Origin of the sequence: Actinomadura sp. HBU206391, assembly GCF_014323665.1 — a bacterium.
Taxonomy (GTDB): domain Bacteria; phylum Actinomycetota; class Actinomycetes; order Streptosporangiales; family Streptosporangiaceae; genus Actinomadura_C.
Window position 1 is genome coordinate 1 of record NZ_JABVEB010000042.1, and the last position, 23,367, is coordinate 23,367.

Below are 23,367 nucleotides of genomic sequence, written 5' to 3' on the forward strand. Positions count from 1 at the left end.
TGAATGCTTCCCTCCATGGGTGGAACTGGCGTCTGCTGGGTATGAGCTGATCACTTTGCCGGCCTGCTCGGAAAGGACGTCTTCGTGCTCGTAGCCTTCTCCGTCACCCCGATCGGCTCAGGTGAGGCCGTCGGCGAGATCGTGGCCGAGGCCGTACGCGTCGTACGGGCCAGTGGCCTGCCCAATCACACCGACGCCATGTTCACGACTCTCGAGGGCGAGTGGGACGAGGTCATGACCGTCATCAAACAGGCCGTCGACGCGGTCGCCGAGCAGGCGCCGCGGGTGAGCCTGGTACTCAAGGCCGACATGCGTGCGGGCGTGACCGATGCGCTGACCGGGAAGGTCGAGACCATCGAACGCGTACTGGCCGATGAGTGATCACGGCTCTTGTCGCTACACGGAATGCCGACATGCCGTCGCCGCGCTGTACGGCATCGGCGCGTTCGGCGGGCGGCACGGCGACCAGGCCGCTACGCGTCGTATTCGTCATGCAGCCGCCGCCATTGGTACGGCGCGGTCTGCGGGCGCCCCTCCGGCGAGTCCTCCCAGTCCTCCTGGCGGCCGAATGGCGTCAGGTCGAGGAAGGTCCAGTTCGAGCCGAGTGCCTCGACGCCCCGGCCGGACGTGAAGTAGGTACGGAAGACGCTGTCGCCGTCACGGAGAAAGACACTGAGGCCGAAGCCGTCGCCGTCGTCGGTCAGGACGCCGGCGTCGACGTTGAAGTCGTCACCGCGCGCCGTGAACCACGGAACGGTCCAGTCCATGCGCGTCCTGATCGGCTCGATCTCCGCCTGCGGTGCGCGTGACACCAGCACCAGGGACGTGTCGCGGGCACGCAGATGGGCGGGGTGTCCCATGTTGTCGACGAAGAGCGAACAGCCCTCGCAGAGGTGATCGGTGCCCGGTGGGAGCATGAAGTGGTAGACGATCAGCTGGCGGCGCCCGTCGAACAACTCAGGCAGGCTCGCCTCGCCGTCCGGGCCCTCGAAGACGTAGTCCTTGTCGATCCGGACCATCGGTTGTCTGCGGCGCTCCGCGGCCAGCGCGTCGCGCGCCCGGGTGGCCTCCTTCTCCTTGGCGAGCAGGCGTTCGTGCGCGACCTTCCACTCGGTCGGTGACACCACGGGCGGGCCTGCCCAAGGCCAGCCCCAACGTGCTGGCCCAGCGTCTGCGCGAGCTCGACCAGAGCGGGATCGTGCGGCGGCGCAAGCTGCCCCCGCCCGCGGGTTCGCAGGTCTACGAGCTGACCGAGTGGGGCCGCGAGCTCGAGCCGATCATTGCTCGACTCGGCCGCTGGGGCAGCCGCTCTCCGTACCTGCCCCAGGACGCCTGGATGAGCACTGACGCCCTCATCCTCGCTCTACGCACGCAGTTCTCCTCGCGCGCGGCGGGCGACCTCGCCGCGGACTACGAGTTGCGGCTCGGTGAGGATCGCTTCCATGCCGTGGTCGCCGACGGCCGGCTCGACCTCGCCCGCGGCGACGCCGATCGGCCCGACGCGGCCATCGAGTCCGATCCGGCCACCCTGAAGGCCCTGGTCTTCGGCGGCCTCGGCCTTGCCGGGGCGGTGCGCGAGGGGAACGCGACGATCGAGGGCGACCAGGCACTCGCCGATCGCTTCCTGTCCCTGTTCCCGCTGCCAGAGGCCGTCGCACCGCCCGCGGGCAGGACCTAGGGGCGTTGTCCACAGCCTGTGGACGATCTCAGGCGTCGCGGATTCCGGTCATCAGGTTGGCGACGATCGCTTGCGCGAACTCGTCGGTCAGTGGCAGGTCCGGGATGAGCAGCCGGTGGTAACAGGCGCCCCAGAGCTGGTCGATGATCACCTCGGAATCGACGTCGGCCCGTAGCTGACCGCGCTGCTTCGCCCGTTCCAGGGCCTCGACGGCCAGTGCTCTGCGCGGGGCCGAGTAGCGCTCACGATAGGCGGCCGCCAGTTCGGGATCGGTCTGGGCCTGGCCGATGAGCTCCGGTACGACGCGTCCCGCCCGGGTGTCGCGCATCAGGTGGACGAAGGCCTGGATCTGCGCGGTGAGGTCGGAGGCGATGTCGCCGGTGTCCGGAAAGGCCAAGGTGTGGCCGACGACGCTGAAATAGCCGTCCAGCGCCAGCGCGCCCTTGGACGGCCACCACTTGTGGAGGGTCACCCTGCTCGCGCCCGCGAGGGCGGCGACCTTCTCGACGGTGAAGCCGCCCATCCCTTCCTCGAGAAGTAGTTCGCCGGCCGCGCGCAGAACCTCGCTCCGCACCTGCTCGGCGGGGCGTCGCCCGCGACCTCGGCGTACGGGCTGGGGGGGCTGTGTCACGCGTCACCTTCCGGAATATATGGACACTGTGTTCACATTCATGTATATGTACATAGTGTAAACATAGTGCGGAAGGGAAATCCACCATGAGCACCACACCAGCCCGTGTAGCGATCATCACCGGAGGCTCCCGCGGAATCGGTCGTCAGACCGCCGGACGTCTGGCCGCGGACGGCTTCGCCATCGTGGTCAACTACGCGCACAACGAGGCCGAGGCCCAGGCCGCGGTCGACGCCGTCACCGACGCAGGCGGCCAGGCGATCTCGGTGCGTGCCGATGTCGCCGACGAGACCGAGGTGGCCGCGCTGTTCGACGCGGCCGAGGAGGCCTACGGCGGTGTCGACGTCGTCGTGAACGCCGCCGGACAGATGTCGCTGTCGCCGATCGCCGATTTCGACCTCGACGCCTTCGACCGCATGCTCCGTACCAATGTCCGCGGCACCTTCGTCGTGAACCAGCAGGCCGCCCGCCGGGTGCGCGGCGGCGGCGCGATCATCAACTTCTCGACGTCGCAGGTGGGGCTGCTCTTCCCGAGCTACGGGGGTTATGCCGCGTCCAAGGGCGCCGTCGAGGCGATCACCCGGATCCTCGCCCGGGAGATGCGCGGGCGCGACGTGTCCGTCAACGCCGTGGCCCCCGGGCCCACCGCCACCGCACTCTTCTTCAACGGCAAGGACGAGGAGACCATCGCCCGGTTCGCCGCCCAGCCTCCGCTGGAGCGCCTCGGCACGCCGGAGGACATCGCCGAGGTCGTCGCCTTCCTGGCGGGCCCGGGTCACTGGGTCAACGGGCAGGTCGTCCGCGCCAACGGCGGCGTGATCTGACCCGCTCGAAGAATTCGAATAGGGAACCTCCCATGAGCAAGACCATCGTCATCACCGGAGCCTCCAGCGGCTTCGGCGCCCTCACCGCCCGCGCTCTGGCTCGCGTCGGGCACACCGTCTATGCCGGCATCCGCGACACCGGCGGCCGCAACGCCCCCCGCGTCGCGGAGGCCGCCGGCTACGCCGCCGAGAACGGCGTGGACCTGCGGACCGTCGAGCTCGACATCGCCTCGCAGCCCTCCGTCGACGCCGCGATCGCCGAGATCCTCGCCGAGCGGGACCGGCTCGACGTCGTCATCCACAACGCCGGCCATATGGTCACCGGCCCCACCGAGGCCTTCACGCCCGAGGAGCTCGGCAGCGTCTACGACACCAACGTCCTGGGCACGCAGCGCGTCAACCGCACGGTGCTCCCGCACCTGCGGGCACAGGGTCACGGCCTGCTCGTCTGGGTCGGATCCAGCAGCACTCGCGGCGGCACACCGCCGTACCTCGCCCCCTACTTCGCCGCCAAGGCGGCGTTGGACGCCCTCGCCGTCAGTTACGCGGCCGAGCTGGCCCGCTTCGGCATCGAGACCTCGATCATCGTGCCCGGCGCCTTCACCTCGGGCACCAACCACTTCGCCAACGGCGGGCACCCCGCCGACCAGGCGACCGTGGAGGCCTACGAGACTCGATACCCCTCGCTCATGGACCAGGTCGGCACGCGCCTGGCCGAGCTGGCACCGCCCGACGCCGACGTGTCCGCGGTCGCCGACTCGATCGTCGCCGTCGTCGACGCCCCGAGCAGATCACGCCCGTTCCGCGTCCACATCGATCCGGCCGACGACGGCTCGCAGGAGGTCAGTGTCGTAGCCGACAGGATCCGCGCCGACTTTCTGCGCCGTATCGGCCTGGCCGACCTTCTCGCTCCGGCCGCTCACTGACACCACCGCTTCGACGCACCTTTCAAGGCGGGCGCTGTGAGGAGCACCGCCCCGCGCCCGCGAACAGGGCCGTTGTCAACGCGAGGCGTGACGTGTTCGCGGGCGCGGCGGAGAGGACGGCGCGGCACAACGCGCTCACCGGGTCAGGCTCCGGGAGGGGCCAGGCCGGCCTGCGGCGAGCCGAGGAAGGCCGGGTACTTCTCGCCGGGCTTCAGCTGGCCGCCATAGATCTCCGAAACGGTGACGAAGGTGAAGCCCTTCTGGGTCAGCTTGTTGAGGATCTCGGGCACCGCCGCCACGGTCGTCGGCTTGACATCGTGCAGGATGACGATGCTGCCGGGCTGGGTCTGGGTCACGACCCGGTCCGTGATCTTCTTTGTGTCGCGGTCTCGCCAGTCCACCGTGTCGACGGACCACAGGACCTCTGACAGCTTGTGCTGTTTGCAGATTCCGTCCAGCTGCTTGTCGGTGGAACCGTAGGTGGGGCGGAGCAGCGTCGGCCACTTGCCGGTCAGCTCACGGATGATGCGCTGGGTGCGGCCGACCTCCGTCTGCACCGTCGCCGCCGGCGCCCCCTGCAGTTTCGCGTGACTGAAGGTGTGGTTGCCGATCTCGTTGCCCTGGGCGGCCGCGCGCTTGAGAATGTCGGGGTACTGCGCGGCTTGCATGCCGAGCACGAAGAAGGTGGCTCGCGCGTTCTTGGCCTTGAGCATGTCCAGCACCTTCGAGGTGTCCATGACCGGGCCGTCGTCGAAGGTGAGCGCGACGCACTTCTGCTTACGGCAGTCCACTCTCTGCCGCTGCGCGGGGGCCGCCTGAGTTGGACGGGGATTGTGCACGGCCGGTGCGTTGAACAGGACGGTGGTCGTGGGGTCGGGAGCCGGCGCTAATTTGCGGGTTCCAGGTGCGAAGGTGCCCATCGCGCCCGCCACCAGCAGCGCGCCGCCCAGTGTGCCCCCAAGCGTGACGGCCACGACAGCCGGTCGCCGGATCACTTTGCCGATTTTCTGCTTCGATTTGTTTGCCACTTCTTCCCCCGCTCGCTGGTGTGTCGTGACTACGCACAGGAATCGGGGCGGCTGCGAGACAGCCGGCGGATATGCCGGATCTCGGCGATCGTGGACGGCCGGCCCCTTCCCCTGAGGTCATACCCACAACCGTCGGGCACCGGACAGTGCAGGGAGCGAACACGGAAGGACTTGACGTACCGATGAGGTCGAAGCGTGACCTCGCCGCTCAGGACCGCTGAGGGCGGCGCGTCCGGCCTTCCGAACGGCGGTGGATCCGACGGCCGCCGCCACCGGTGTCGCGGCGTACCGTGGCCAAGGCCGCCGCGCCAGAGGCGACGGTCCCGAGGCCGGCGATGATCGCCCCGAGCGCGGCACGCTCGAGGGCGGAGCCGTAGCGGTGAACGACGATTCGACCGTAGTGATCGGATCCGGATTCGAGCCGCCGGTCCTCCACAGCGCGATGCCGCTCAGGGTGAGAACCAACAGCACGATCGCTGCGACCGCCGCCACGCACCCGAGGCGCTACGAAGATCGTGGCGCCTGTGGCCGCGGTGTGGCCGCATTTCCCGGTAGTGACGGCATCGGACCGAGGCCCTGTTGTGGCTGCGGCTGCGACGCTTGCGGCCACCACGGTTGCTCCGCCTGCTCCGAGGCTATTGGTGTTCATCCCCGCAGGGAGGTGACTGTGGCTGGTGATCATGGCATATGTTGCGCGTCTGATCCACCGCCATCCGAATGTCGAAGTCGGGTCGTCATCTCCGACCTCTCTGTGAAAGGTGCCCGCACCGGGTGCCGTGCCATGAGGAGCGAAACGTGAAGTACCTGCTGATGATCTACATGAACGACGCCACCTGGGAGACCCTGTCGGAGGAGGAGCGCAGCGAGGTGTTCCGCGGCCACGATGAGTTCCTCAAGGCGATCACCGAGTCGGGAGAACTGGTGAGCACCGAGGCGCTGACCAACCAGTCGAACAGTGCCACCGTCCGGGTCCGAGACGGGGTGCCGGCGGTGACGGACGGGCCGTACCTGGAGGCCAAGGAGTATGTGGCCGGCTACTACCTGCTCGACTGCGAGAGCAGAGAACGCGCTATCGAGCTCGCCGCCCGGATCCCGGACGCGCGGTACACCGCGATCGAGGTGCGGCCGCTCATGACCCTGGGTGGGACCGAACTCTGAGGACGGTGTCCGGTCGGGACGGACGCCGGGGCGCGCTGTGAGTCGGTGCGGATGCCGACTTTGGTCGAGCCGCTCGCGACCCTTGGCCGCTGCGGGTGCGGGCGGCGCGGCGCATGCTGAACGGCATGATGCATGGTGGGCGGCTGCACTTGTACTGGCGGATCTCGCTCGTCGTGGTCGGCGCGCAGCCCGGGACCGGCCGCCTCACCTCGGCCGGCCGGATGCGGAGGTCTCCCCTGTGCGGGTGAGCCGGGTCGTTCCGGCGGGGGAGGCGGGCGGAACGGAGCGCGGGCGAGGCTGACGGGTGACGAGGCGCTCTCCTGGAGGTCGACGATGACGAACTCGTTCCGTGCCGGCCCGGCCATGTCCGTGACGGGGTGGTGGCGGCGGTGGCCGTCCTGGGCGGGGTATGCCGCATGCGTGTGGGCCGTGCTGTACGGCGGTGTGCTGCTGGCGGTCGCGTTCGCCGGCGGATCGCTGTTCGGCCTTCCCCATGGCGCGTGGGCGGCCGCCGTCGCCCTGTTCGCAGCCGGGGCGGCCGCGGCCGCCACCGTCCGCCCGTGGGGGCGGAGGGTTCCGCGCCGTGCCGTGGCGGCAGGCGTGTGGACCATGGCCGCGCTGACTCTGGTGGGCAGCGCCTTCGTGCTCCTGAACCTGATAGAGCTGGTCGTGACCGGAACCGTCAAGGATCGCCATGGCGACAGCGACTGGGCGGGCTTCACCCAGCGCGTGTGCTTCGCCGTGGCCGCCGCGCTGCTGGTCGCCACCGCGCTGTCGTGGCGGCACCGCACGGCCGCCACCTGCGCCCGCTGCGGCCGCGCGCATCCTGCGCATGCGGTGACGACTCTCGAACATCCGGCCGCGCATGCCGCGCCGAGGCCGGTGCGCCGGATCGCGTACGCGGGCTGCGCGGCGTTCCTTCCGTACTACGCCGTTCACGGCCTCCACGCGGCCGGCTACACCGTGGCCGGTTCGCGGCTCCGGCCCGACGAGCCCATCGGCCCGCCATGGCCGGTGTGGTTCGCCGGCGGAGTCCTCATCGCGCTCGCCGTCTTCTTGCTGCTGGGCCTGGTACGACCGTGGGGCATGGTGTTCCCGCGCTGGACCCTGTGGGCGGCCGGCAGGCGGGTGCCCCGTCTCCTGCCGCTGACGCCCGTGTGGGCGGTGGCGCCGACGCTGGCCGTGTACGGCACGGGAGGCGGCATTTACACGATCCTCGCCGCGACCGGCATGGTCGGCGACTACGAGACCGAGACAGTGGTGCTCGCCGGGGCGGCGATGACCGCGTTCGGAGGGTACGGCTGGGCGCTCGCCATCGCGGCCGTGTCGTATCGGCTCCGTACCCGGCCGCGCTGCGTACCTGCCGACGAGCCGTCCAAGATCGATGAGAGGTAGAGTCCCGATCGGCATTAACTGATGCGAGGTGCCCCCACGTGGGGAGAATCGGGAAGCCGGTGTGACTCCGGCACGGGCCCGCCGCGGTGACCGGGGAGCAGCCGCCCACGCGCGTATGCGCAGCCGTGCGTACGCGCAGCCACTGGCCGACAGGCCGGGAAGGCGGGTGGTGAGGCGCCGATCCGGGAGTCCGAAGACCGGCCTCGCTCCATCGGCCGCCGTCATGGTGGCACGACGCAGCGGGAGCCTGCCCATGAGCACCGATATCTACGACGTCATCCACCGCCGCCGTGACGTGCGCGGCGAGTTCACCGGCGCTCCGATCGCAGACGAGACGCTGGCCCGGATCCTGACCGCCGCGCATGCCGCGCCGAGCGTCGGGCTGTCGCAGCCCTGGGACTTCGTCATCGTCGCCGACGTGGCCGTACGCCGCGCCTTCCACGAGCACGTACAGACCGAACGCGACGCGTTCGCGGCGACACTGACGGGCGCCGTCGCGGACCGCTTCGCCCGGATAAAGATCGACGGCGTGCTGGAGAGCAGTGTGTCGATCGTCGTCACCTACGATCCCGAACGCGGCGGGCCGGCGGTGCTGGGCCGGCACGCCATCGCGGATGCCGGGCTCTACTCCGTCTGCCTGGCCATCCAGAACCTGTGGCTGGCCGCCACCGCCGAGGAACTGGGCGTCGGCTGGGTGTCCTTCTACCGTGAACCGTTCCTGCGGGAGTTGCTCGGCATCCCGGCGGGCATCCGGCCGGTCGCCTGGCTGTGCCTCGGCCCGCTCACTCACCTGGAGGCGGTGCCGGATCTGGAACGGCATGGCTGGCGGACGCGCCGTCCGCTCGACGCCGCCGTCCACCACGATCGCTGGTGACCGAGCCGATCGCTGTTGGTCATTCCCGGAGGTCGGGTGTGACGATGTGCCAGGTACCGGCGGGAGTTATCCAGATGAGCAGGCCGGGCCACAGCTGGAGAAGCCTCCACCTGGGGTGTTGTTTGATCCGGTGATGCCTGCGGCAGAGCGGGGCCAGATTGCAGCGGCAGGTGATCCCGCCTTTGTCGTAGGGCCGGGTGTGGTCGGCGTCGCACCGGGTGGAGCGTGCGTTGCAGGTCGGGAACACGCATGTGCGGTGGCGGTGTTCGATGAGCCGCCGCATCGCCGCAGGAGGCCGGTACCCGACGTGGCCATGCCGGCCGGGGTCGGTGCCGGACTCCCGGCACCAGGTGTCCTTGAGCGTCCGCAGGCCGTCGGCCATGGCCTGGACGGCTTGGACCACCAGCAGGCCGAGCCCGTCCAGTCGACCGTTCGCGCGCGCTCGTGCCAGCAATGCGGTGAGGTGCTCGTCGGCGATCCCCGCCAACGCATGGGCGATCTGCTGATCCATCGCCGCGAGTAGATCGGTGTCACCCGTGACGGCCCGTGTGGGTTCGCGGTGCTCCTCGCCTGGGGCCGGCGGGTCCCCCATGCTCGCGAGCAGGGCGCCGACGGCCTCGGGCAGCGCCAGCCCGCGAAGGAGGTGGTAGGCGAGGTCGGCGCGGATCTGATCGATCGGGCGGTCGTCTCCGTCGGCTTTCAGCGCCCGGGCGGCCGCGTTGACGCGGTTGTAGACCGCGTGGGCGTCCTCGGTGGGGAGGTTGCGTATCGACAGATCGCTGGTGCCGGTGGCGTTGTCGAAGACACCCAGGCCGCGGTCGCTGTGCGCGGCCTTCTTGCGCTCTTTGAACGCGTCGGGGTCGGCTGCCTTGATCGCTTGCTTGACACGATGGCGGAGCCGCCCGGTGGTCAGCATGGGCGCCTCGTCGGCGATGGTCTTCTCCACCGCGGCGGCCAGGGCGTGGTCGAGTCCGCGGAGGGCGTCGGCGATGACCTGCGCGCGTGGCCGGTCGATCCGCCCGGTGGCCAGGGCGGCACGTGTCGAGGGGAGGTCCTCGGCCAGTTGCTCGGCGAGGCACACCAGCGCGGCCGCCGAGGTGCCGGTGAGGGTGAGCGCGACGGCCACTTCCTCGATCACGATCTCGTTGATCTGCGAGGTCCACATGCCTCGCGAGGCCGGACCGGATTCCTCGTCATGGCGGCGGCGCGACAACTCGGCCACAGCGGCGAGCTCCAATGCCTGCGTCTATGAGACCTGCCGATGGGCGGCCGCCATTACCTCGATCAATTCCGCGTCCGGTAATTCCGTAAGTCTCGCGTCGGCGAGAGCACCGGCCAGTGCGGGCCCAGAAGGAGGTTGCACGCGACCTTCCCAGGCCGATGCAGTATCCGGCTGAACCGTCACCGGAGCCTCCATCGTCTCTCTAGGTCCGGTCAAATATTATCGAACACATGAGCGATGGGCAACCATTTCGTCATTCCCTCAAGACTTGTGCCAATTCATAATGCCCCTAATAATGGCGATACTCGGATAATTCGGTAGAGGACAGGCGTGTACCCCCCGTACACCGACGGTGGCGAGGAGGCCTGAGCGTGGCCGATGACGACGACGTCACCATCTGGGTGAGCGAGGTATGGAAGAGCGCGCAGCACCACGAGGCGTCGCTTCGGCTGTCCGAGACCAGGGCCGCCATCGGCAGGGCGATGCCGATGCTCACGGGGGATTTCACCCGCCAGGAGCTATCCGTCGCGGGCGGCCTGGGCGTGTAGCGGCTGGGTCACCTCACCCTCGTCATGGCGGACTCGTAGCCGCCTCCGCCCGGGTAGACCCATCCGCCGGTGACGGTGTTCCCGTCCGTGCTGAACGTGCCCCTGTAGTACGCGGGGGAGCCCTTCTCCCCACCCCAGATCGTCAGGATGTCGCCGTCGAGCTCGTACACATAGTCGAACGTGCTGCCCTGGCCGCCGTAGTAGCGGGACTTGATGTCCTCGCTCGGCCCGGCGGAGCCGAACGTCCGCTCCCGGCCGATGATCTCGATGCCCTTGATCACGTCGCCGTCATGCTCGAGGTCGACGTCCTGGGCGAGGAAGAAGCCGCCGTCCAGCCACCGGTAGGTGACCTCGCCGCGCGCGCCTCCCGAGACCTTCCAGGTGCCGACCAGCCGGTCCAGCCTCTTCAGTTCGGCGTCCGGCTCGGGCGTCTGCTGTGCGTGCTCGGTCATGACCGTTCCTCTCTTCGCGACTTCATGGCACCGTCGCGGTGCTCGCACGTCTGACGGGTGGGGTACCGGAAAGGAATCGGTCGCGGCGCGGATTTCTCGGCGAGTTCCTCAGAGCCTCGTCGCCAGCCGGAAGGCGGGGAACAGCTCGGGGCCGAAGGTGGTGATCTCGGCTACGAGGCCGTCCTCGATCCGCAGGACGTCGAGGTTGACCGGCTCGTAGTGCGGCTCGCCATGCCGCCGCACGTAGTTCGCCATCGCCGGCTGCCGGTTGGCGGCGGTGGCGACCGTACGCCAGTCGCCCCAGGCGTCCGGGCCCACCATGACCGGTGTCCACATGGCGAGGATCGCGTCGCGCCCCTCGAAGCAGGCCGGCTCCGGCGGCATGGTCTGCCGTGCGTCCTCGCGCAGCAACGCGGCCAGCGTCTTCGGGTCGGCCTGCTCGGAGGCGTCCATGAACCGCCGCAGCACCGTACGTTCCTCGTCGGTCGGACGGCTCGACGGGCCCCATTCCGACCGTCGCTCCGGCAGGTGCGTGCGCAGGGTCGCTCGGGCACGCTGCAACGCGCTCTTGAGGGAGGGAACGCTGATCTCCAGAGCCACGGCCGCCTCGGCTGCCGGCCAGCCCAGCACGTCGCGCAGGATCAGTACGGCACGCTGCTTGGGCGGCAGGTGCTGGATGGCGGCGAGATACGCGAGTTCGATGGTCTCCTTCGCGACCGCCACGGCGTCCGGTCGGCCGTCGGCCGGTGCGACCGCGTCCAGCAGATGATCCGGAGAGGGCTGCAGCCAGGGGATCTCCGCCATCGGCGACCGCGCTTCACCGGAGCCGGGGACCATGGGCAGCTCACGCGCGCGCGACGGACTGCTGAGGGCGTCGAGGCAGGCGTTCGTCGCGATCCGGTAGAGCCAGGCGCGGACCGTGGCCCGGCCCTCGAAGCTCTCGCGCTTGCTCCACGCCCGTAGCAACGCCTCCTGGACCATGTCCTCCGCGTCGGTGAACGAGCCGAGCATCCGGTAGCAGTGCACCTGCAGTTCGTGCCGGTGCCGCTCGACGAGCCGGGAGAAGGTCACCTCGTCGCCCACGCGGACCGCCGCCACCACCGCGCTCTCCTCGGCGCCCCCGGGCCCGCTCTCTCTCCCGTTCACACCGACCTCCGGTCTAGCGCACTGCCGATCAGCCGACCCCGCGGGTGGGCGTCATCGTAATGCGCCGCGATCCCCACTCGAGCGGATTCATCGCGCGCTCGGGTTCGAGGGTTCGAGGGCCCGGGCCAGATCCGGGGGTTCGGGCGCTGCCGGGCCGAGGTGGCCACACCCGGCCGGATCAAAATGGATGGAGACGGCCGGCGCCCGGGTGCTTGGATGTCCCGCGTGACTTCCGACGGTCGTGAACCGGCACTGCTGGACCGACTCGAGCAGTACTACGACGCGGTGCCGCGCCCCAGCGCCCGGGTCGAGGAGTTCGGTCCGCTCACCCTGTTCGTCAAGGAAGGCCGGGGCTGGCCGTTCTACGGCCGCCCGGCCAGGGGATGGCAGGGTGGGGTGGATGCCGCCGACGTGGCACGAGTCCGCACCCGGCAGCGTGAGCTCGGCGTCCCGGAGAGCTTCGAATGGGTCGCCGAGACCACGCCCGCGTTGCGGGCGGCGGTCGAGGAGTCGGGCCTCGTGGTGCACGAGCACCCCCTGATGGTTCTCTTCCCGGACGCGCCGGCGGCTGCCGGACCCGAGGTGGCGGCGGGGTCGCCGGTACGGATTCTGGGCCCGGACGACCCCACACTGCCGAGCGCGTCGGCCGTTCAGCACCTCGCCTTCGCCGAGCCCGGCACCGGCGTCGGCTCGGCGGACGTGGCCGATGTGGCCGAGGCGGTACGGGCCCGGCTCGCCGATGGGTCGGCCGAGTACCTGGCCGCACGCATCCGCAAGGGTCTGACCGTGATGGCCGCAGCGGTGCAGGACGGCACGGCGCTCTGCGCAGGCCAGCACCAGCCGGTGGGGGCGGTCAGCGAGATCGTCGGCGTGGGAACGCTGCCCGCCGCGCGCCGCCGCGGCCTCGGACGCGCCGTCACCGCGGCACTCGTCGCCGACGCGCGGTCCCGGGGCGTACGGACGGTGTTCCTGTCGGCCGGCGACGTCGACGTCGCCCGGATGTACGGCGGGCTCGGCTTCCGCCGCATCGGCACCGCGTTGATCGCCGAGCCCGCCGAGTAGACGTCAGCCGGATTCACCCGGGGTGAGGCGCCTCGTTCGTCCAGTCGGGCCCTTGGATCGCGCTGCGCTCCACCACCGTGCCGGGCCGCATCCCCGGGTACAGATCGCCGGCCCGGACCACCACCCGCTGATCGCCGAGAATCCGGTGCGTCTTCGGGTCCAGGATGAGCTGGTAGTCGAAGACGCCGTCGGCTCCGCCGAGCGTCGTGCCGCGTGCCGCCAGGGCGATCCCGGTGCGCCCCTTGAGGTCGTGGACCGTCCCGATGGGACGTACGCCGGGTATATCGGCGAGCAACTTGAAGATCGCAGCGCGGAGCTTCGGCGAGGAGGCCTGGTTGGTCAGGATCTGGAAGCTCGCACTGAGCTCATTCGCCGGGTTCCGGGTGATCTCCCTGCGAGCTTGCGGCTTGACCTGCGCCTCCTTCGCGATCCAGGGGAAGAGCAGAGCCTTGAGCCGCGTCGGATCGGACGCCACTCGCTCCTGCTGCTTCCAGCTCATCCCCCGGAATCCGGCCTTCTTCGAGCCGGCACAGCCCGGTGACGCCACGCAGATCTTCGCCTCGCGCCTGGCTCGATCCCTCTTCTGCGCCGGTGTCGTACGGACGCCGACCTCCCACCGCCCGGCCCGGGTCGACACGGTCAGCCGGTGACCGTCCTCGCCCCGGATCTGCCATGTCCGTGGTGAGCCCGCCTTCCGCCACGCCGCCTCGTCCTCCGATTCCCTTCACGCCCGGGATCACGGGCGCTGTCCGGGGTCTGTCGACATCGGTCATCCGGCTGTCTCCCGAAGGGAGGAGCGGTTCATCACCTCGGTGCGACCGGCAGCGGCGAGGCCGGTTTGATCTCTTCCATGCGCAAGGAGGTGATCAACCGCTGACCGCCGCGGAGGGACAGGCGGAGCAGAACCCGCTTGAGCTCGGCGACGTCCCGGGCGATGACCACCAGGATGGCGTCGGTCTCGCCCGCGACCCAGTCGGCGGCGATGACCTGGGGCAGCGCTCGTACCTCGTCCTCGAACGCGCGGGTGGTCCGCGGGTCGGAGCGGGACAGGGTGACCGACACGTACACGTGCAGCGGGAAGCCCGCCACCGCCGGGTCGACGCGTGCCGCGATCTGCCGGATGACGCCCGACGCCTTCAGCCGCCGGACCCGGTTGAGGGTGGCCGCGGGCGACATCCCCACGAGCCGGGCAAGCTCGACGTTGGTGCGGTCGGCGTCGACCTGCAGCTCCGCGAGCAGCCGTACGTCGATTTCATCAAGTGATTCGGCCATGTCACCGAATTTTATTTCGTCAGAGAGTCCGTTCGCCGAATTCGGCTCTGAGCCGAGCGACCATGGCCACATGCGTACCGACCATCGCCTCGCCCTCGCCACCGGCGTGCTCTGGGGCTTTTCAGGGCGGCCAGATAAAGTCGACTCCGTGTCCGGTTCCCGAGTGCTCTCCGGCCGGGGCGGCCGGCCGTGACGGCGGCCGTCGACGGGTTCGACCGGTGGATCAGACACGAGTTCGTCGATTTCAACACCGAGCTGGAAGAGGCATACTTCTCGGCTCGCAGCGAAGTGCTGTTCGGCCGTCCAGAGCTCGAAAAGATCAAACGGGCGATCATGCTGGACGGTGCCGAACTGATCGCCCGGATCACCGAGGACGGCGGAATACCGGCGGACGAGAAGGAGCGATACCGGCTCCTGGGTGCTGTCGGATTCTATCTCGGGGCCTGTCGAAGGCACGAGGCCGGCGGTCCGGAGAACCCGGATGCCGAGCGACTCTCCGCGGCGTGGTCACTGGCGAACATCCTGGGCTCGTCACTCGGTGTGGCGCCGAGATTCGTGTTCGCCCACCAATCCCTCCATAACCCGTCCGTCCGTGACTCCTATCGGACCTTCACCTCGCTCGAAGACGAGCGCGTCTTCATCACCTACAACGGGCTCGCCGTGCTGGCCTACCAGCGTGCGGCCGGCGCGCTGCGACGAATCCCCACGATGGGGGTGTCGAATCCGATGGCGACGTACCTCTTCGAGGACGCGCGCGCCGCGCTCGACGACGTGCTGAGGTTCAACCGCACGCTCAGCGAGAACCTCGACGTCGACCGCTTCTTCTTCAATATCAGGCCCTATTTCAAGCCGTACCAGGTCGGCGGCATCGAATATCGTGGCGCCAACGCCGGTGACTTCGCGGCGGTCAATGAGATCGATCTGCTGCTCGGCCTGTGCAAGGCGCGAGATCCCTTTTACCAAAACCTGCTGGCCGAAAAGTATGCCTACGTGCCACCTGAGGACCAGGTTCTACTGCGTACGATCGTCGTCGCCGAATCGCTGCTCGACAGGTTCCTGAGTGAGGCGGAAACAGGTCCGGTCACGCCGCGGTTCCGGCTGAACGCGGAGCTCTTCCTCGCGATATGCCGGGCGCATGGCGCCGCTTATGCCTACCATCACCACAAGCTCGTCAAGCCCTTTCTCGAAGCGCCGGCGAAGGCCGCGCCGAAAGAGCGTCTGTCGGACATGACGGCCAGCGGGCCGCCGCTCGAGATGGTGATCAGAGGGCTCGGGTACCTGAGCGATCTTCGTGCGGCCCGTGACCGGCCAGGCGTCGTCAGCGCACGGGCCTCGCTCGGCAGGCTCCGAGAACTGCTGTCGGCCGCTGACGCCTGACGGCCGGTCGGCGGCGTGAGCGCCGCCGACCGGCCACCGTCCGCTGCGTGGCCATCGGTGCCGGCGCTCTCGCGGTGGGCCTCCAGCGGGTTTGGCTGCAACTCACCAAGGCGGGCCGTGCCGCCTACCTCGCCCACGTCGCCGCTCTCCAGGCGATCGCCGGACAGTGACGCTTCACCCGGTCGCCCCATGACCGGGTGCAGCGACATTGTTCTCCGAGCTCACCGCCCAGGACCTGACCCTTTTCACGGCCTTTCACCGCCCCGTTGACCGGGTGTCGAGGGCGACGTACCTTAGCCGCTGAAACAATTCATTGATATCTACGAAATGTTTCGAAGCGAGCCCCGCCCACCCCCTCGACCGAATTCCGGCCGTGGCCTCCTGCGCCACCTCATCGGTGAATGCGCTGGTCAGCGGTTGTGTTCGGGGTGAACGGAAACTGAGGAGAGGACCGATGAAAGTGCTGGCGAAGGTGCTCGGTGCCGTTGCCGCCGCGATCGCTTTGATGGTCACGTGGCTGGTGTACGCGCCGTCGGCGCCGGCGGCCTCGCTGACCGAGGTGACCGGCTTCGGCACTAATCCGAGCAATCTACGAATGCATTTGTACGTCCCGAACAATGTCGCGGCACGGCCCCCGATCGTGGTGGCCGTTCACTACTGCACGGGTTCCGGCCCGGCCTTTTACTCGGGAACGGAGTTCGCGTCGCTCGCAGACCGGTACGGATTCATCGTCATCTACCCCTCGGCCACCCGCAGCGGCAACTGCTTCGACGTCTCCTCCCCGCAGGCGCTGAGACACGACGGGGGCAGCGATCCGGTGGGCATCGTCTCCATGGTCAGGTACGTGGAGCAGCGCCACAACGGCGACCCGGCCCAGGTGTACGTCACCGGTGCATCCTCAGGCGCCATGATGACCAACGTCCTGCTCGGCGCCTATCCCGACGTCTTCAAGGCCGGTGCGGCCTTCATGGGCGTGCCCTTCGGGTGTTTCGCCACCACGGACGGCTCCAGCTGGAACAGCGCCTGCGCCAACGGCCAATTGATCAAGACCGCGCAGCAATGGGGAGACCAGGCCCGCGCCGCCTATCCCGGCTACAGCGGATCCCGGCCGCGCATGCAGGTGTGGCACGGCACCGAGGACTCCACCCTGCGGTACCCGAACTTCGGCGAAGAGATCAAGCAGTGGACGAACGTCCACGGGGTGAGTCAGACGCCGTCCTTCACCGACCAGCCCCAGCCCAACTGGACGCGCACCCGGTACGGCGGCAGCGGCGTCAACGCTCCGGTCGAGGCCATCAGCATCCAGGGCGTCGGGCACAGCCTCCCGCTCGGTGGCCAGGCCGAGATGGCCATCAGGTTCTTCGGCCTGGCGGGCGGGCCGACCACACCGCCGACCACCCCCACTCCCACGCCGACGCCGACACCGCCCGGCACCCCCGGCGCATGCCGCGTCACCTACACGGTGAACGCCTGGAACTCGGGCCTGACCGGCGCCATCACCATCGCCAACACCGGCGACTCGGCGATCAATGGCTGGTCCCTCGTGTTCACGCTTCCCGGCGGGCAGACCATCACCTCGGGATGGAACGCCTCGTACGCGCCGACGAGCGGCCAGGTCACCGCGCGGAACGCCGGCTACAACGCCGCGATCGCCCCGAACGGCTCGGTCGGCGTCGGCTTCCAGGCCACGCACACCGGCAACACCGCTGAACCGACCGCGTTCACCCTCAACGGGGCCGCGTGCACGGTCGCCTGAGCACGGAGCCGGGTCGGCCGGCACAGAGCAGGCAGGGCGCCGCGTCGGGCGGGGCGCCCTGCCGCCGGTCGGGCCGCCATCTTCCAGGGCCTGGCCGTGGCGTTCCGCACCGTGGCCGACGTCTTCTCCTGACCCCTCTCATCGCTTCGTGCGGATACGGCCGGGCCCGGCCGTTCGACCGGGCCAACTCTTCACAAAGCCCGGCCGAAGGCACCGGCAACGGTTCAGGTATCGACCGGCGGTCCCTTCTCTTCGGGGCATGTGACGGCGCGGCTGTGTCGGGTGCTCGCCATCTCGCGCCAAAGAGTTCTCACGAGACCCGTTCCGCTGCCCGCCGCCGGATCATGCGCGTGAGAGTTTCCGGGTACTCCCACATGAGGGGGACAGGGCACGAGCACACGGGGGTGTCATGCCTGGCAGGATCCATCTGGCCCTGGCGGTCACGCTGGGCGTGGGAGCCGCCGCTCTCTGCGTCTCGGGCGTGGCGCAGGCAATGCGGGGGCGGCCCGACGCGCAGGCCGGCGCGGTCATCCGGAACGCCGAAGGCAGAGCCGTCGGCTCGCTCCGCATCGAGAACGAGCGCTATGGCAAGTCCAGGGTCACCGTCACCGTGACCGGCCTGCCCGCCGGCTACCACGGGTTCCACGTCCATACCAAGGGCGCCTGCGATCCCAGGTCGATCGACCCGGCGACCGGCAGCCCGTTCTTCAGCGCGGGCGGTCATTTCAATCTCGGCTCGGGCTCGCACCCCGAGCACTCCGGCGACCTGCCCGCGCTCCTGGTCGGCGCGGACGGCACCGGCAGCGCGTCCTCGTCCACGGATCGCTTCCGGGTGCGGCAACTGCTCGACCGCGACGGCAGCGCGATCATGATCCATGCCGGACCGGACAACCAGGCCAACATTCCCGACCGCTACCGGCAGGTCGACGGCACACCCGGGCCCGACGCCGAGACGCTCAAGACCGGCGACTCCGGCGCCCGCATCGCCTGCGGTGTGATCACCGCACGCTGAGTCACTGTAGGTCGACGATGACCTCTGCCCACATGAAGTCCGCCGGCGTTGTCGCGCCGTCGCGTGCGAGTCGCTCGACGTTCGACGGTCGGGCGATCTCGCAGGTGCTCGACAAGGAACACCTGCGAGATCACCGTGGAGCTCAGCCGATTCCGTAAGTCCTCAGCGGATCTCGTAGATCGCGGTGGTGCCGCTCACCTCGTTGCCGACGACGAGCAGCGGCCGGTGGGTCGGGCTGTCCCCGGCGGGAACGAACAGCACGCCCTCGGGGCCCACGTCGCCCGCGGTCCCGTCCTCGACAGAGCCCGCGAAGTCACGGGTGCTGACGTAGTCGGCGAGGACGGGGCGACGGGGGTCGCTCAGGTCATAGGCCACGATCCCGCTGACCCGCTCCAGCCCGGCGAAGGCGTAGGTGCGTGCCGTCATGGTGACCGTGCGAGGTCGTTCCCTGCGCCGGAGTGGTGATGAGGGCCAGACACGCCGCGGCCGTGCCGGCCACGGCCGTCAGCCGGGAGATCTTCGTGGTCCGCATGTGGCGGAGTGTCGTCAGACGCCATGAATGCTCACCGTCATCCAGATGGCCGGGGGGTGAAATACCAGGCTGCTGCGGTCTCTGCGGTGCAGCGCATAGGCGAGGGCGCGTGTGCGGAGGGTGAGCATTGGCTTGCCGGGGCGTGTGGGGTGGCACAGGTCACAACGCTCGGTGGGAGTAAAAGGGACAAATTGCCGCTTGATACAGACTGAAGCGAGCGTGACCCGGCTTCCCCAGTGCCCCACCTGACCGCCTCAGACGGCGGAAGCGGCGTGAGCGACGTGGCCGGGCGACCACGTCGAGCGGCTCATCGGCGAGCCGCCCGCAGGCACCGATCGCCGGCTCGACCCCCGCCATATCTGAACACTCTGTCCGACCCCGCAGCAGTCCCCGCCCGGCCGTTCGTTCGTTCGTCCAGGCGCTGAGCCGCGCGCATTGACCGGAGACAACTTTCTTCATGTCGACGACTGAACCGGCCCCTGACAGCCCCTTTCCCCGGCGCTGGATCGCGCTGATCTTCATAGCCCTTGCCCAGCTGATGGTCATCCTCGATGCCACCATCGTGAACATCGCGCTGCCGTCCGCGCAGCGAGCGCTGGACATCTCCGACGGCAACCGCCAGTGGGTCATCACGGCCTACACCCTCGCCTTCGGCGGCCTGCTCCTCTTCGGGGGCCGGATCGGCGACCTCGTCGGGCGCAAGCGGACCTTCCTCATCGGCCTGGTCGGCTTCGCCGGCGCGTCGGCGCTCGGCGGCGCCGCGCAGACCGAGGGACTGTTGCTCGCCGCCCGTGCCCTGCAGGGTGCGTTCGGCGCGCTGCTCGCCCCGTCCGCGCTCTCGCTGCTCGCGGTGACCTTCACCACCCCGCGTGAGCGCGCGAAGGCGTTCGGCATCTACGGCGCGATCGCGGGTGGCGGAAGCGCCCTCGGCCTGATCCTCGGCGGCGTGCTGACCGAGTACCTGAACTGGCGCTGGGCCTTGTACGTCAACGTGCCCATCGCCATCATCGGCTTCATCGGCGGCATGTCGTTCATCAAGGAACCCGCCACCCGGCACCGGTCCCACCTGGACGTCCCCGGAGTCGTCCTGGTCACCGCGGGCCTGATCTCCCTGGTGTACGCCTTCACCCGCGCCGAGTCAGAGGGCTGGGGCGAGGGCGGTGTCATCGGCCTGTTCGTCGCGGCCGGAGTGCTCCTCGTGTCCTTCGTCGTCGTCGAGAGCCTGACCAAGCACCCGCTGCTGCCGATGCGCGTCGTGGTCGACCGAACGCGTGGCGGCGCGTACCTGTCCGTCGGCCTGTCAGTGATCGGGATGTTCGGGCTCTTCCTGTTCATGACGTACTACCTGCAGACCATCAAGGACTACTCACCCGTCAGGTCCGGACTGGCCTTCCTGCCGATGACCGCAGCAATGATCACCGGTTCGACGCAGATCGCCGCGCGCCTGATGAACCGGGTGCCGCCGCGCCTGCTGATGGTGCCCGGCCTGCTGCTGGCCGCGGCCGGGGCGGGGCTGCTCACCCAGCTCGAAGTCGACACCCCCTACACGCACCTGCTGCTGCCCGCCGAACTGATGCTGGGCCTGGGGCTCGGCGTGACGTTCATGCCGGCGATGAACCTCGCCACCGCCGGGGTCGACCCCCGCGACGCGGGCGTGGCGTCGGCGATGGTGAACACCTCGCAGCAGGTCGGCGGCTCGATCGGCACCGCGCTGCTCAACACCATCGCCGCGACCGCGACCGCGGACTACCTCGTCGAGCACGCGAACGGCGTCCCGTCGCCGCAGGTGGCGGCGGTCGCTCTCGTGCACGGTTTCAACGTGGCCCTGTGGTGGGCCGTCGGCGTACTGGTCCTGGCCGCGCTCGTCGTCGCCGTACTGATCAACAACAAGGGCCGCGGGCGGCACGTCGTCTCGAAGGTCGACGATCCGACGGAGACGCCTCGGCTCGCGGCCGAGGTCACGGCAGAGACGGCGCCGGTCCGCGAGCTCGTCTCGGTCGGCGCGGGCACCGACCCGTACGGAAGCGACGACCAGGACGGCCGGGTGCGGCCGCTGACGTTGAGCGAGGTGCGGGCATCGGCCGGCGGCAACGGTGTCGGTAGCGGCAACGGCAGCGGCGTCGGTAGCGGCAACGGTGTCGGAATAAGTAACGGCAACGGTGCCGGAGTAAGTAACGGCAACGGGGCCGGGGGCTCCGCCGGAGGCGTGGCCCCCCGGATCCGCGGATACATCTGGGCCGGTGAGGGCGTTCCGATCGCGCGAGCCGCGCTCACCCTCATCGACCTCGGCGGGCACCAGGTCGGGCGGGGCGCCGCCGAGAACGACGGCTCCTACTCGCTGCCGGTTCCCGGCGCCGGCACGTACATGCTGATCGCCGCGTCGGACGGACACCAGCCGCAGGTGGCCACCGTCGTGGTGGGCGAGGAGTCGCTCTCCTACGACCTCACCCTCGCGGGCACCTCGGGTCTCGACGGCGTCGTGCTCAGCGCGACCACCGGGGCCCCGGTGGCGAGCGCCATGGTCGTGGTGACCGACGTCCGCGGCGAAGTCGTCAGCTCCGTCACGACGGGCGAGAGCGGCGCGTTCTCGTTCGACGACCTCGTGCCGGGCGCCTTCGTCATCGCGGTGAGCGCGAGCGGCCACCGGCCGAACGCCGTGCCGATCGAGGTCGCGGGCCAGGGCACCACGCACTGCCAGATCGAGCTCCAGGCCGGTGCCCGGGTGCAGGGCGTCATCCGCGCCGGAGAGACGAACACTCCGCTGTGCGATGCGCGGGTGACCCTGGTGGGCGCCACGGGCGACGTCGTCGGCACGGCCACCACCGGACCCGACGGGGAGTACGCCTTCATGGACCTGGACCCCGGTCAGTACACCGTGATCGCGAGCGGCTACCCACCGGTCGCCGCCGCGCTGACGCTCGACGGGGCCGGTGAGAGCGGATTCGGTCTCACACTGGGTCACCCCGCCGATGCCTGAGACGCGACGGGACGGGGCAGTGGACGAGCGGGGCCTGCGCACGCGGGTCGTGACCAAGAACGGCTGGGCGATACCGCACGCGGTCGTCACGGTCGCCGACCTGACCGGGCGGCAGATCGCCCGTGCGCAGGCGGACGCCGAGGGCGTGGTGCGTACCGACCCGCTGCCGCCCGGATCGTACACGGCGATCATCACGGCGGTCGGCTACGCGCCTTCGGCCGCCACCGCGATGGTCGGCCGGGCCGGCTCCGCGGAGCTCGGCAAGGTGACGCTGGAGCGCCGGGGCGGCACGGAACTGCCGCCCCCCGGGCCGTGGACCATCGACCCCGCGCACTCCAGCGTCATCGTCACCGCGCAGCACCTGGGCCTGTCGAGCGTCCACGCGCGATTCGAGGAGTTCGGCGGGCGGATCGACATCGCCGAGCACGTCGAGCGGGCACGGGTGGCGGCCGAGATCAAGGCCGCCTCGGTCGACACCGTGAACAAGACGCGTGACGACCACCTGCGCAGCGCGGACTTCCTGGACGTCGAGCGGTTCCCGGTCATCACCTACATCGGCACGCGCGTCGTCCCTGCGGGCGACGACCGCTGGACGGTGCACGGCGAGCTGGGGCTGAAGGACGTACGGCGCCCGGTGGAGCTCGACCTGGCCTACCTCGGCACGGGTCCCGACCTCTGGGGCGGTACACGCGCCGCGTTCCGCGCGACGACCGAGCTGAAGCGCGCCGACTTCGCGATCGTCTACAACCAGGTGCTGTCCGCGGGCATCGGGCTCATCGGCACCACACTCCGGGTCGAGCTGGACATCCAGGCGGTCCAGGGGGAGCGGTTGCCGGAAGGCTGATCAGCGCCGGCCGTGATCGACATGGTGGCGGGCGCGCGAGGCGAGCCGGCGTACCGCGGCGGGTGACCGGCCGACCACCTCGGCGACCTCGTCGAACGTCATGCCGAAGACGTCGTGCAGGAGGAACGCCGTGCGCTCGGCCGGTGACAGGTGCTCGAGTACGACGAGCAGGGCCATGCTCAACGACTCCTCCAGCGTGACCCGTTCGGCGGGGTCGGACGCGCCGGCCGGCGTGCGCCGCCCGCTGCCGCCGTCGTGGCGCGCGTTTCCGCCGTCACGCGGGCGCGGCGCGCTCATCGCCGCTCCGCCGTCAGCCAGGTCGCGAACGACGTCGCGCCGCGTACATCGGGCCGCTCGGCGGTCAGTGCCCCGCCGCGCAGCGCCCGCCCGAGCCGGCCGGTAAGCGGCACCGGCACCGGCACGCTCCGGCTCGGTACCCGCACGCCATGCCCGCGCGAGCGCGACTCCTCGGCGACGCGGCCTCCGAGCGACCCCGTACCTTCGACAATGGCGATTCTCATGCCCTCTTGACGACATGGAGCGCCTTTGTGTGACATTCACTTGCCATCGCTCAGGTCATACCTGATGAGCGGCCGGTGCCTCGGGCCGGCGAACGGCAGGTCGACGGCGTGGGCGAACATCGCGTCGTACAG

At 69.7% G+C, this 23,367-nt stretch carries 27 protein-coding genes and 1 riboswitch; of the genes, 16 read left to right on the forward strand and 11 right to left on the reverse strand.

Going from position 1 to position 23,367, the window contains the following annotated elements; all coding sequences use genetic code 11:
* The first annotated feature begins 84 nt into the window (after positions 1-84).
* Positions 85-381, forward strand: coding sequence for an MTH1187 family thiamine-binding protein (locus HKK72_RS15765; RefSeq protein ID WP_187235124.1), 297 nt, complete (start codon positions 85-87; stop codon positions 379-381).
* 92 nt (positions 382-473) lie between these two features.
* Here the strand turns inward: HKK72_RS15765 and HKK72_RS15770 are convergent, their stop codons facing one another.
* The gene (locus tag HKK72_RS15770) at positions 474-1,127 is read right to left on the reverse strand and encodes a DUF899 domain-containing protein (RefSeq protein ID WP_187235125.1); all 654 of its coding nucleotides are present in this window, start codon (positions 1,125-1,127) and stop codon (positions 474-476) included.
* Between HKK72_RS15770 and HKK72_RS15775 the strand changes: the two genes are divergently transcribed.
* Complete coding sequence (locus tag HKK72_RS15775) at positions 1,118-1,678, forward strand: winged helix-turn-helix transcriptional regulator (protein WP_187235126.1); 561 nt, start codon at positions 1,118-1,120, stop codon at positions 1,676-1,678. The genes HKK72_RS15770 and HKK72_RS15775 overlap by 10 nt on opposite strands.
* Positions 1,679-1,706: 28 nt before the next feature.
* Here HKK72_RS15775 and HKK72_RS15780 read toward each other — a convergent pair whose 3' ends face one another.
* Positions 1,707-2,309, reverse strand: coding sequence for a TetR/AcrR family transcriptional regulator (locus HKK72_RS15780; protein WP_315987280.1), 603 nt, complete (start codon positions 2,307-2,309; stop codon positions 1,707-1,709).
* 86 nt (positions 2,310-2,395) lie between these two features.
* Here HKK72_RS15780 and HKK72_RS15785 point away from each other — a divergent pair, with 86 nt between their 5' ends.
* On the forward strand, positions 2,396-3,133 hold the full coding sequence (locus HKK72_RS15785) for an SDR family oxidoreductase (protein WP_187235127.1): 738 nt from the start codon (positions 2,396-2,398) through the stop codon (positions 3,131-3,133).
* Positions 3,134-3,165: 32 nt separating this feature from the next.
* Entirely contained in the window at positions 3,166-4,059 is an 894-nt protein-coding gene (locus HKK72_RS15790) for an SDR family oxidoreductase (protein ID WP_187235128.1), read from the forward strand.
* Positions 4,060-4,202: 143 nt separating this feature from the next.
* On the opposite strand, the gene HKK72_RS15795 is transcribed toward HKK72_RS15790, so the two are convergent.
* The gene (locus tag HKK72_RS15795; RefSeq protein ID WP_187235129.1) at positions 4,203-5,054 is read right to left on the reverse strand and encodes a polysaccharide deacetylase family protein; all 852 of its coding nucleotides are present in this window, start codon (positions 5,052-5,054) and stop codon (positions 4,203-4,205) included.
* An 828-nt stretch (positions 5,055-5,882) separates the two neighbouring features.
* Here HKK72_RS15795 and HKK72_RS15800 point away from each other — a divergent pair.
* From HKK72_RS15800 to bluB, 4 genes are all read left to right on the forward strand, one after another.
* Positions 5,883-6,245 (forward strand): YciI family protein, encoded by a 363-nt coding sequence (locus HKK72_RS15800; protein WP_187235130.1) that lies wholly within the window; start codon positions 5,883-5,885, stop codon positions 6,243-6,245.
* A gap of 125 nt (positions 6,246-6,370) precedes the next feature.
* Positions 6,371-6,493, forward strand: coding sequence for a hypothetical protein (locus tag HKK72_RS41000; RefSeq protein WP_261986860.1), 123 nt, complete (start codon positions 6,371-6,373; stop codon positions 6,491-6,493).
* Between the two features lie 85 nt (positions 6,494-6,578).
* On the forward strand, positions 6,579-7,640 hold the full coding sequence (locus HKK72_RS15805) for a hypothetical protein (RefSeq protein WP_187235131.1): 1,062 nt from the start codon (positions 6,579-6,581) through the stop codon (positions 7,638-7,640).
* Positions 7,641-7,649: 9 nt separating this feature from the next.
* Positions 7,650-7,861, forward strand: a riboswitch (cobalamin riboswitch).
* A 32-nt stretch (positions 7,862-7,893) separates the two neighbouring features.
* Positions 7,894-8,514 (forward strand): 5,6-dimethylbenzimidazole synthase, encoded by a 621-nt coding sequence (gene bluB / locus HKK72_RS15810; protein WP_187235132.1) that lies wholly within the window; start codon positions 7,894-7,896, stop codon positions 8,512-8,514.
* 19 nt (positions 8,515-8,533) lie between these two features.
* Here the strand turns inward: bluB and HKK72_RS15815 are convergent, their stop codons facing one another.
* Complete coding sequence (locus HKK72_RS15815) at positions 8,534-9,751, reverse strand: HNH endonuclease signature motif containing protein (RefSeq protein WP_187235133.1); 1,218 nt, start codon at positions 9,749-9,751, stop codon at positions 8,534-8,536.
* Positions 9,752-10,107: 356 nt separating this feature from the next.
* On the opposite strand from HKK72_RS15815, the gene HKK72_RS15820 reads away from it, so the two are divergent.
* Entirely contained in the window at positions 10,108-10,284 is a 177-nt protein-coding gene (locus HKK72_RS15820) for a hypothetical protein (RefSeq protein ID WP_222720768.1), read from the forward strand.
* 8 nt (positions 10,285-10,292) lie between these two features.
* Here the strand turns inward: HKK72_RS15820 and HKK72_RS15825 are convergent, their stop codons facing one another.
* Both HKK72_RS15825 and HKK72_RS15830 read right to left on the reverse strand, forming a co-directional pair.
* Positions 10,293-10,736, reverse strand: coding sequence for a hypothetical protein (locus HKK72_RS15825; RefSeq protein WP_187235134.1), 444 nt, complete (start codon positions 10,734-10,736; stop codon positions 10,293-10,295).
* A gap of 108 nt (positions 10,737-10,844) precedes the next feature.
* The gene (locus HKK72_RS15830) at positions 10,845-11,882 is read right to left on the reverse strand and encodes an RNA polymerase subunit sigma-70 (protein WP_315987281.1); all 1,038 of its coding nucleotides are present in this window, start codon (positions 11,880-11,882) and stop codon (positions 10,845-10,847) included.
* A gap of 216 nt (positions 11,883-12,098) precedes the next feature.
* On the opposite strand from HKK72_RS15830, the gene HKK72_RS15835 reads away from it, so the two are divergent.
* Positions 12,099-12,944, forward strand: a complete 846-nt coding sequence (locus tag HKK72_RS15835; RefSeq protein WP_187235135.1) for a GNAT family N-acetyltransferase — start codon at positions 12,099-12,101, stop codon at positions 12,942-12,944.
* 13 nt (positions 12,945-12,957) lie between these two features.
* Here HKK72_RS15835 and HKK72_RS15840 read toward each other — a convergent pair whose 3' ends face one another.
* Complete coding sequence (locus HKK72_RS15840) at positions 12,958-13,581, reverse strand: hypothetical protein (protein ID WP_187235136.1); 624 nt, start codon at positions 13,579-13,581, stop codon at positions 12,958-12,960.
* Between the two features lie 167 nt (positions 13,582-13,748).
* Positions 13,749-14,216, reverse strand: coding sequence for an Lrp/AsnC family transcriptional regulator (locus tag HKK72_RS15845; protein WP_187235137.1), 468 nt, complete (start codon positions 14,214-14,216; stop codon positions 13,749-13,751).
* A 189-nt stretch (positions 14,217-14,405) separates the two neighbouring features.
* Here HKK72_RS15845 and HKK72_RS15850 point away from each other — a divergent pair, with 189 nt between their 5' ends.
* From HKK72_RS15850 to HKK72_RS15865, 4 genes are all read left to right on the forward strand, one after another.
* Positions 14,406-15,593, forward strand: coding sequence for a monodechloroaminopyrrolnitrin synthase PrnB family protein (locus tag HKK72_RS15850; protein ID WP_187235138.1), 1,188 nt, complete (start codon positions 14,406-14,408; stop codon positions 15,591-15,593).
* Between the two features lie 47 nt (positions 15,594-15,640).
* Complete coding sequence (locus HKK72_RS15855; RefSeq protein ID WP_261986861.1) at positions 15,641-15,763, forward strand: hypothetical protein; 123 nt, start codon at positions 15,641-15,643, stop codon at positions 15,761-15,763.
* A gap of 284 nt (positions 15,764-16,047) precedes the next feature.
* The gene (locus HKK72_RS15860) at positions 16,048-17,349 is read left to right on the forward strand and encodes a PHB depolymerase family esterase (protein WP_187235139.1); all 1,302 of its coding nucleotides are present in this window, start codon (positions 16,048-16,050) and stop codon (positions 17,347-17,349) included.
* Positions 17,350-17,758: 409 nt separating this feature from the next.
* A complete protein-coding gene (locus tag HKK72_RS15865) occupies positions 17,759-18,361 on the forward strand; it encodes a superoxide dismutase family protein (protein ID WP_187235140.1) in 603 nt (200 codons plus the stop codon).
* Positions 18,362-18,523: 162 nt separating this feature from the next.
* On the opposite strand, the gene HKK72_RS15870 is transcribed toward HKK72_RS15865, so the two are convergent.
* Positions 18,524-18,787 carry a choice-of-anchor I domain-containing protein gene (locus HKK72_RS15870; RefSeq protein WP_187235141.1) on the reverse strand — a complete coding sequence of 88 codons (264 nt, stop codon included), beginning with the start codon at positions 18,785-18,787 and terminating at the stop codon, positions 18,524-18,526.
* A gap of 563 nt (positions 18,788-19,350) precedes the next feature.
* On the opposite strand from HKK72_RS15870, the gene HKK72_RS15875 reads away from it, so the two are divergent.
* Positions 19,351-21,870 carry an MFS transporter gene (locus HKK72_RS15875; RefSeq protein WP_187235142.1) on the forward strand — a complete coding sequence of 840 codons (2,520 nt, stop codon included), beginning with the start codon at positions 19,351-19,353 and terminating at the stop codon, positions 21,868-21,870.
* On the forward strand, positions 21,863-22,714 hold the full coding sequence (locus HKK72_RS15880) for a YceI family protein (protein ID WP_187235143.1): 852 nt from the start codon (positions 21,863-21,865) through the stop codon (positions 22,712-22,714). The genes HKK72_RS15875 and HKK72_RS15880 overlap by 8 nt, the downstream gene beginning before the upstream one ends.
* On the opposite strand, the gene HKK72_RS42165 is transcribed toward HKK72_RS15880, so the two are convergent.
* Together HKK72_RS42165 and HKK72_RS15890 are read right to left on the reverse strand one after the other, a co-directional pair.
* A complete protein-coding gene (locus tag HKK72_RS42165; RefSeq protein WP_222720769.1) occupies positions 22,715-23,011 on the reverse strand; it encodes a sigma factor-like helix-turn-helix DNA-binding protein in 297 nt (98 codons plus the stop codon).
* Positions 23,008-23,235, reverse strand: coding sequence for a hypothetical protein (locus HKK72_RS15890; RefSeq protein WP_187235144.1), 228 nt, complete (start codon positions 23,233-23,235; stop codon positions 23,008-23,010). Before HKK72_RS15890 ends, HKK72_RS42165 begins: the two co-directional genes overlap by 4 nt.
* Positions 23,236-23,367 lie beyond the last annotated feature (132 nt).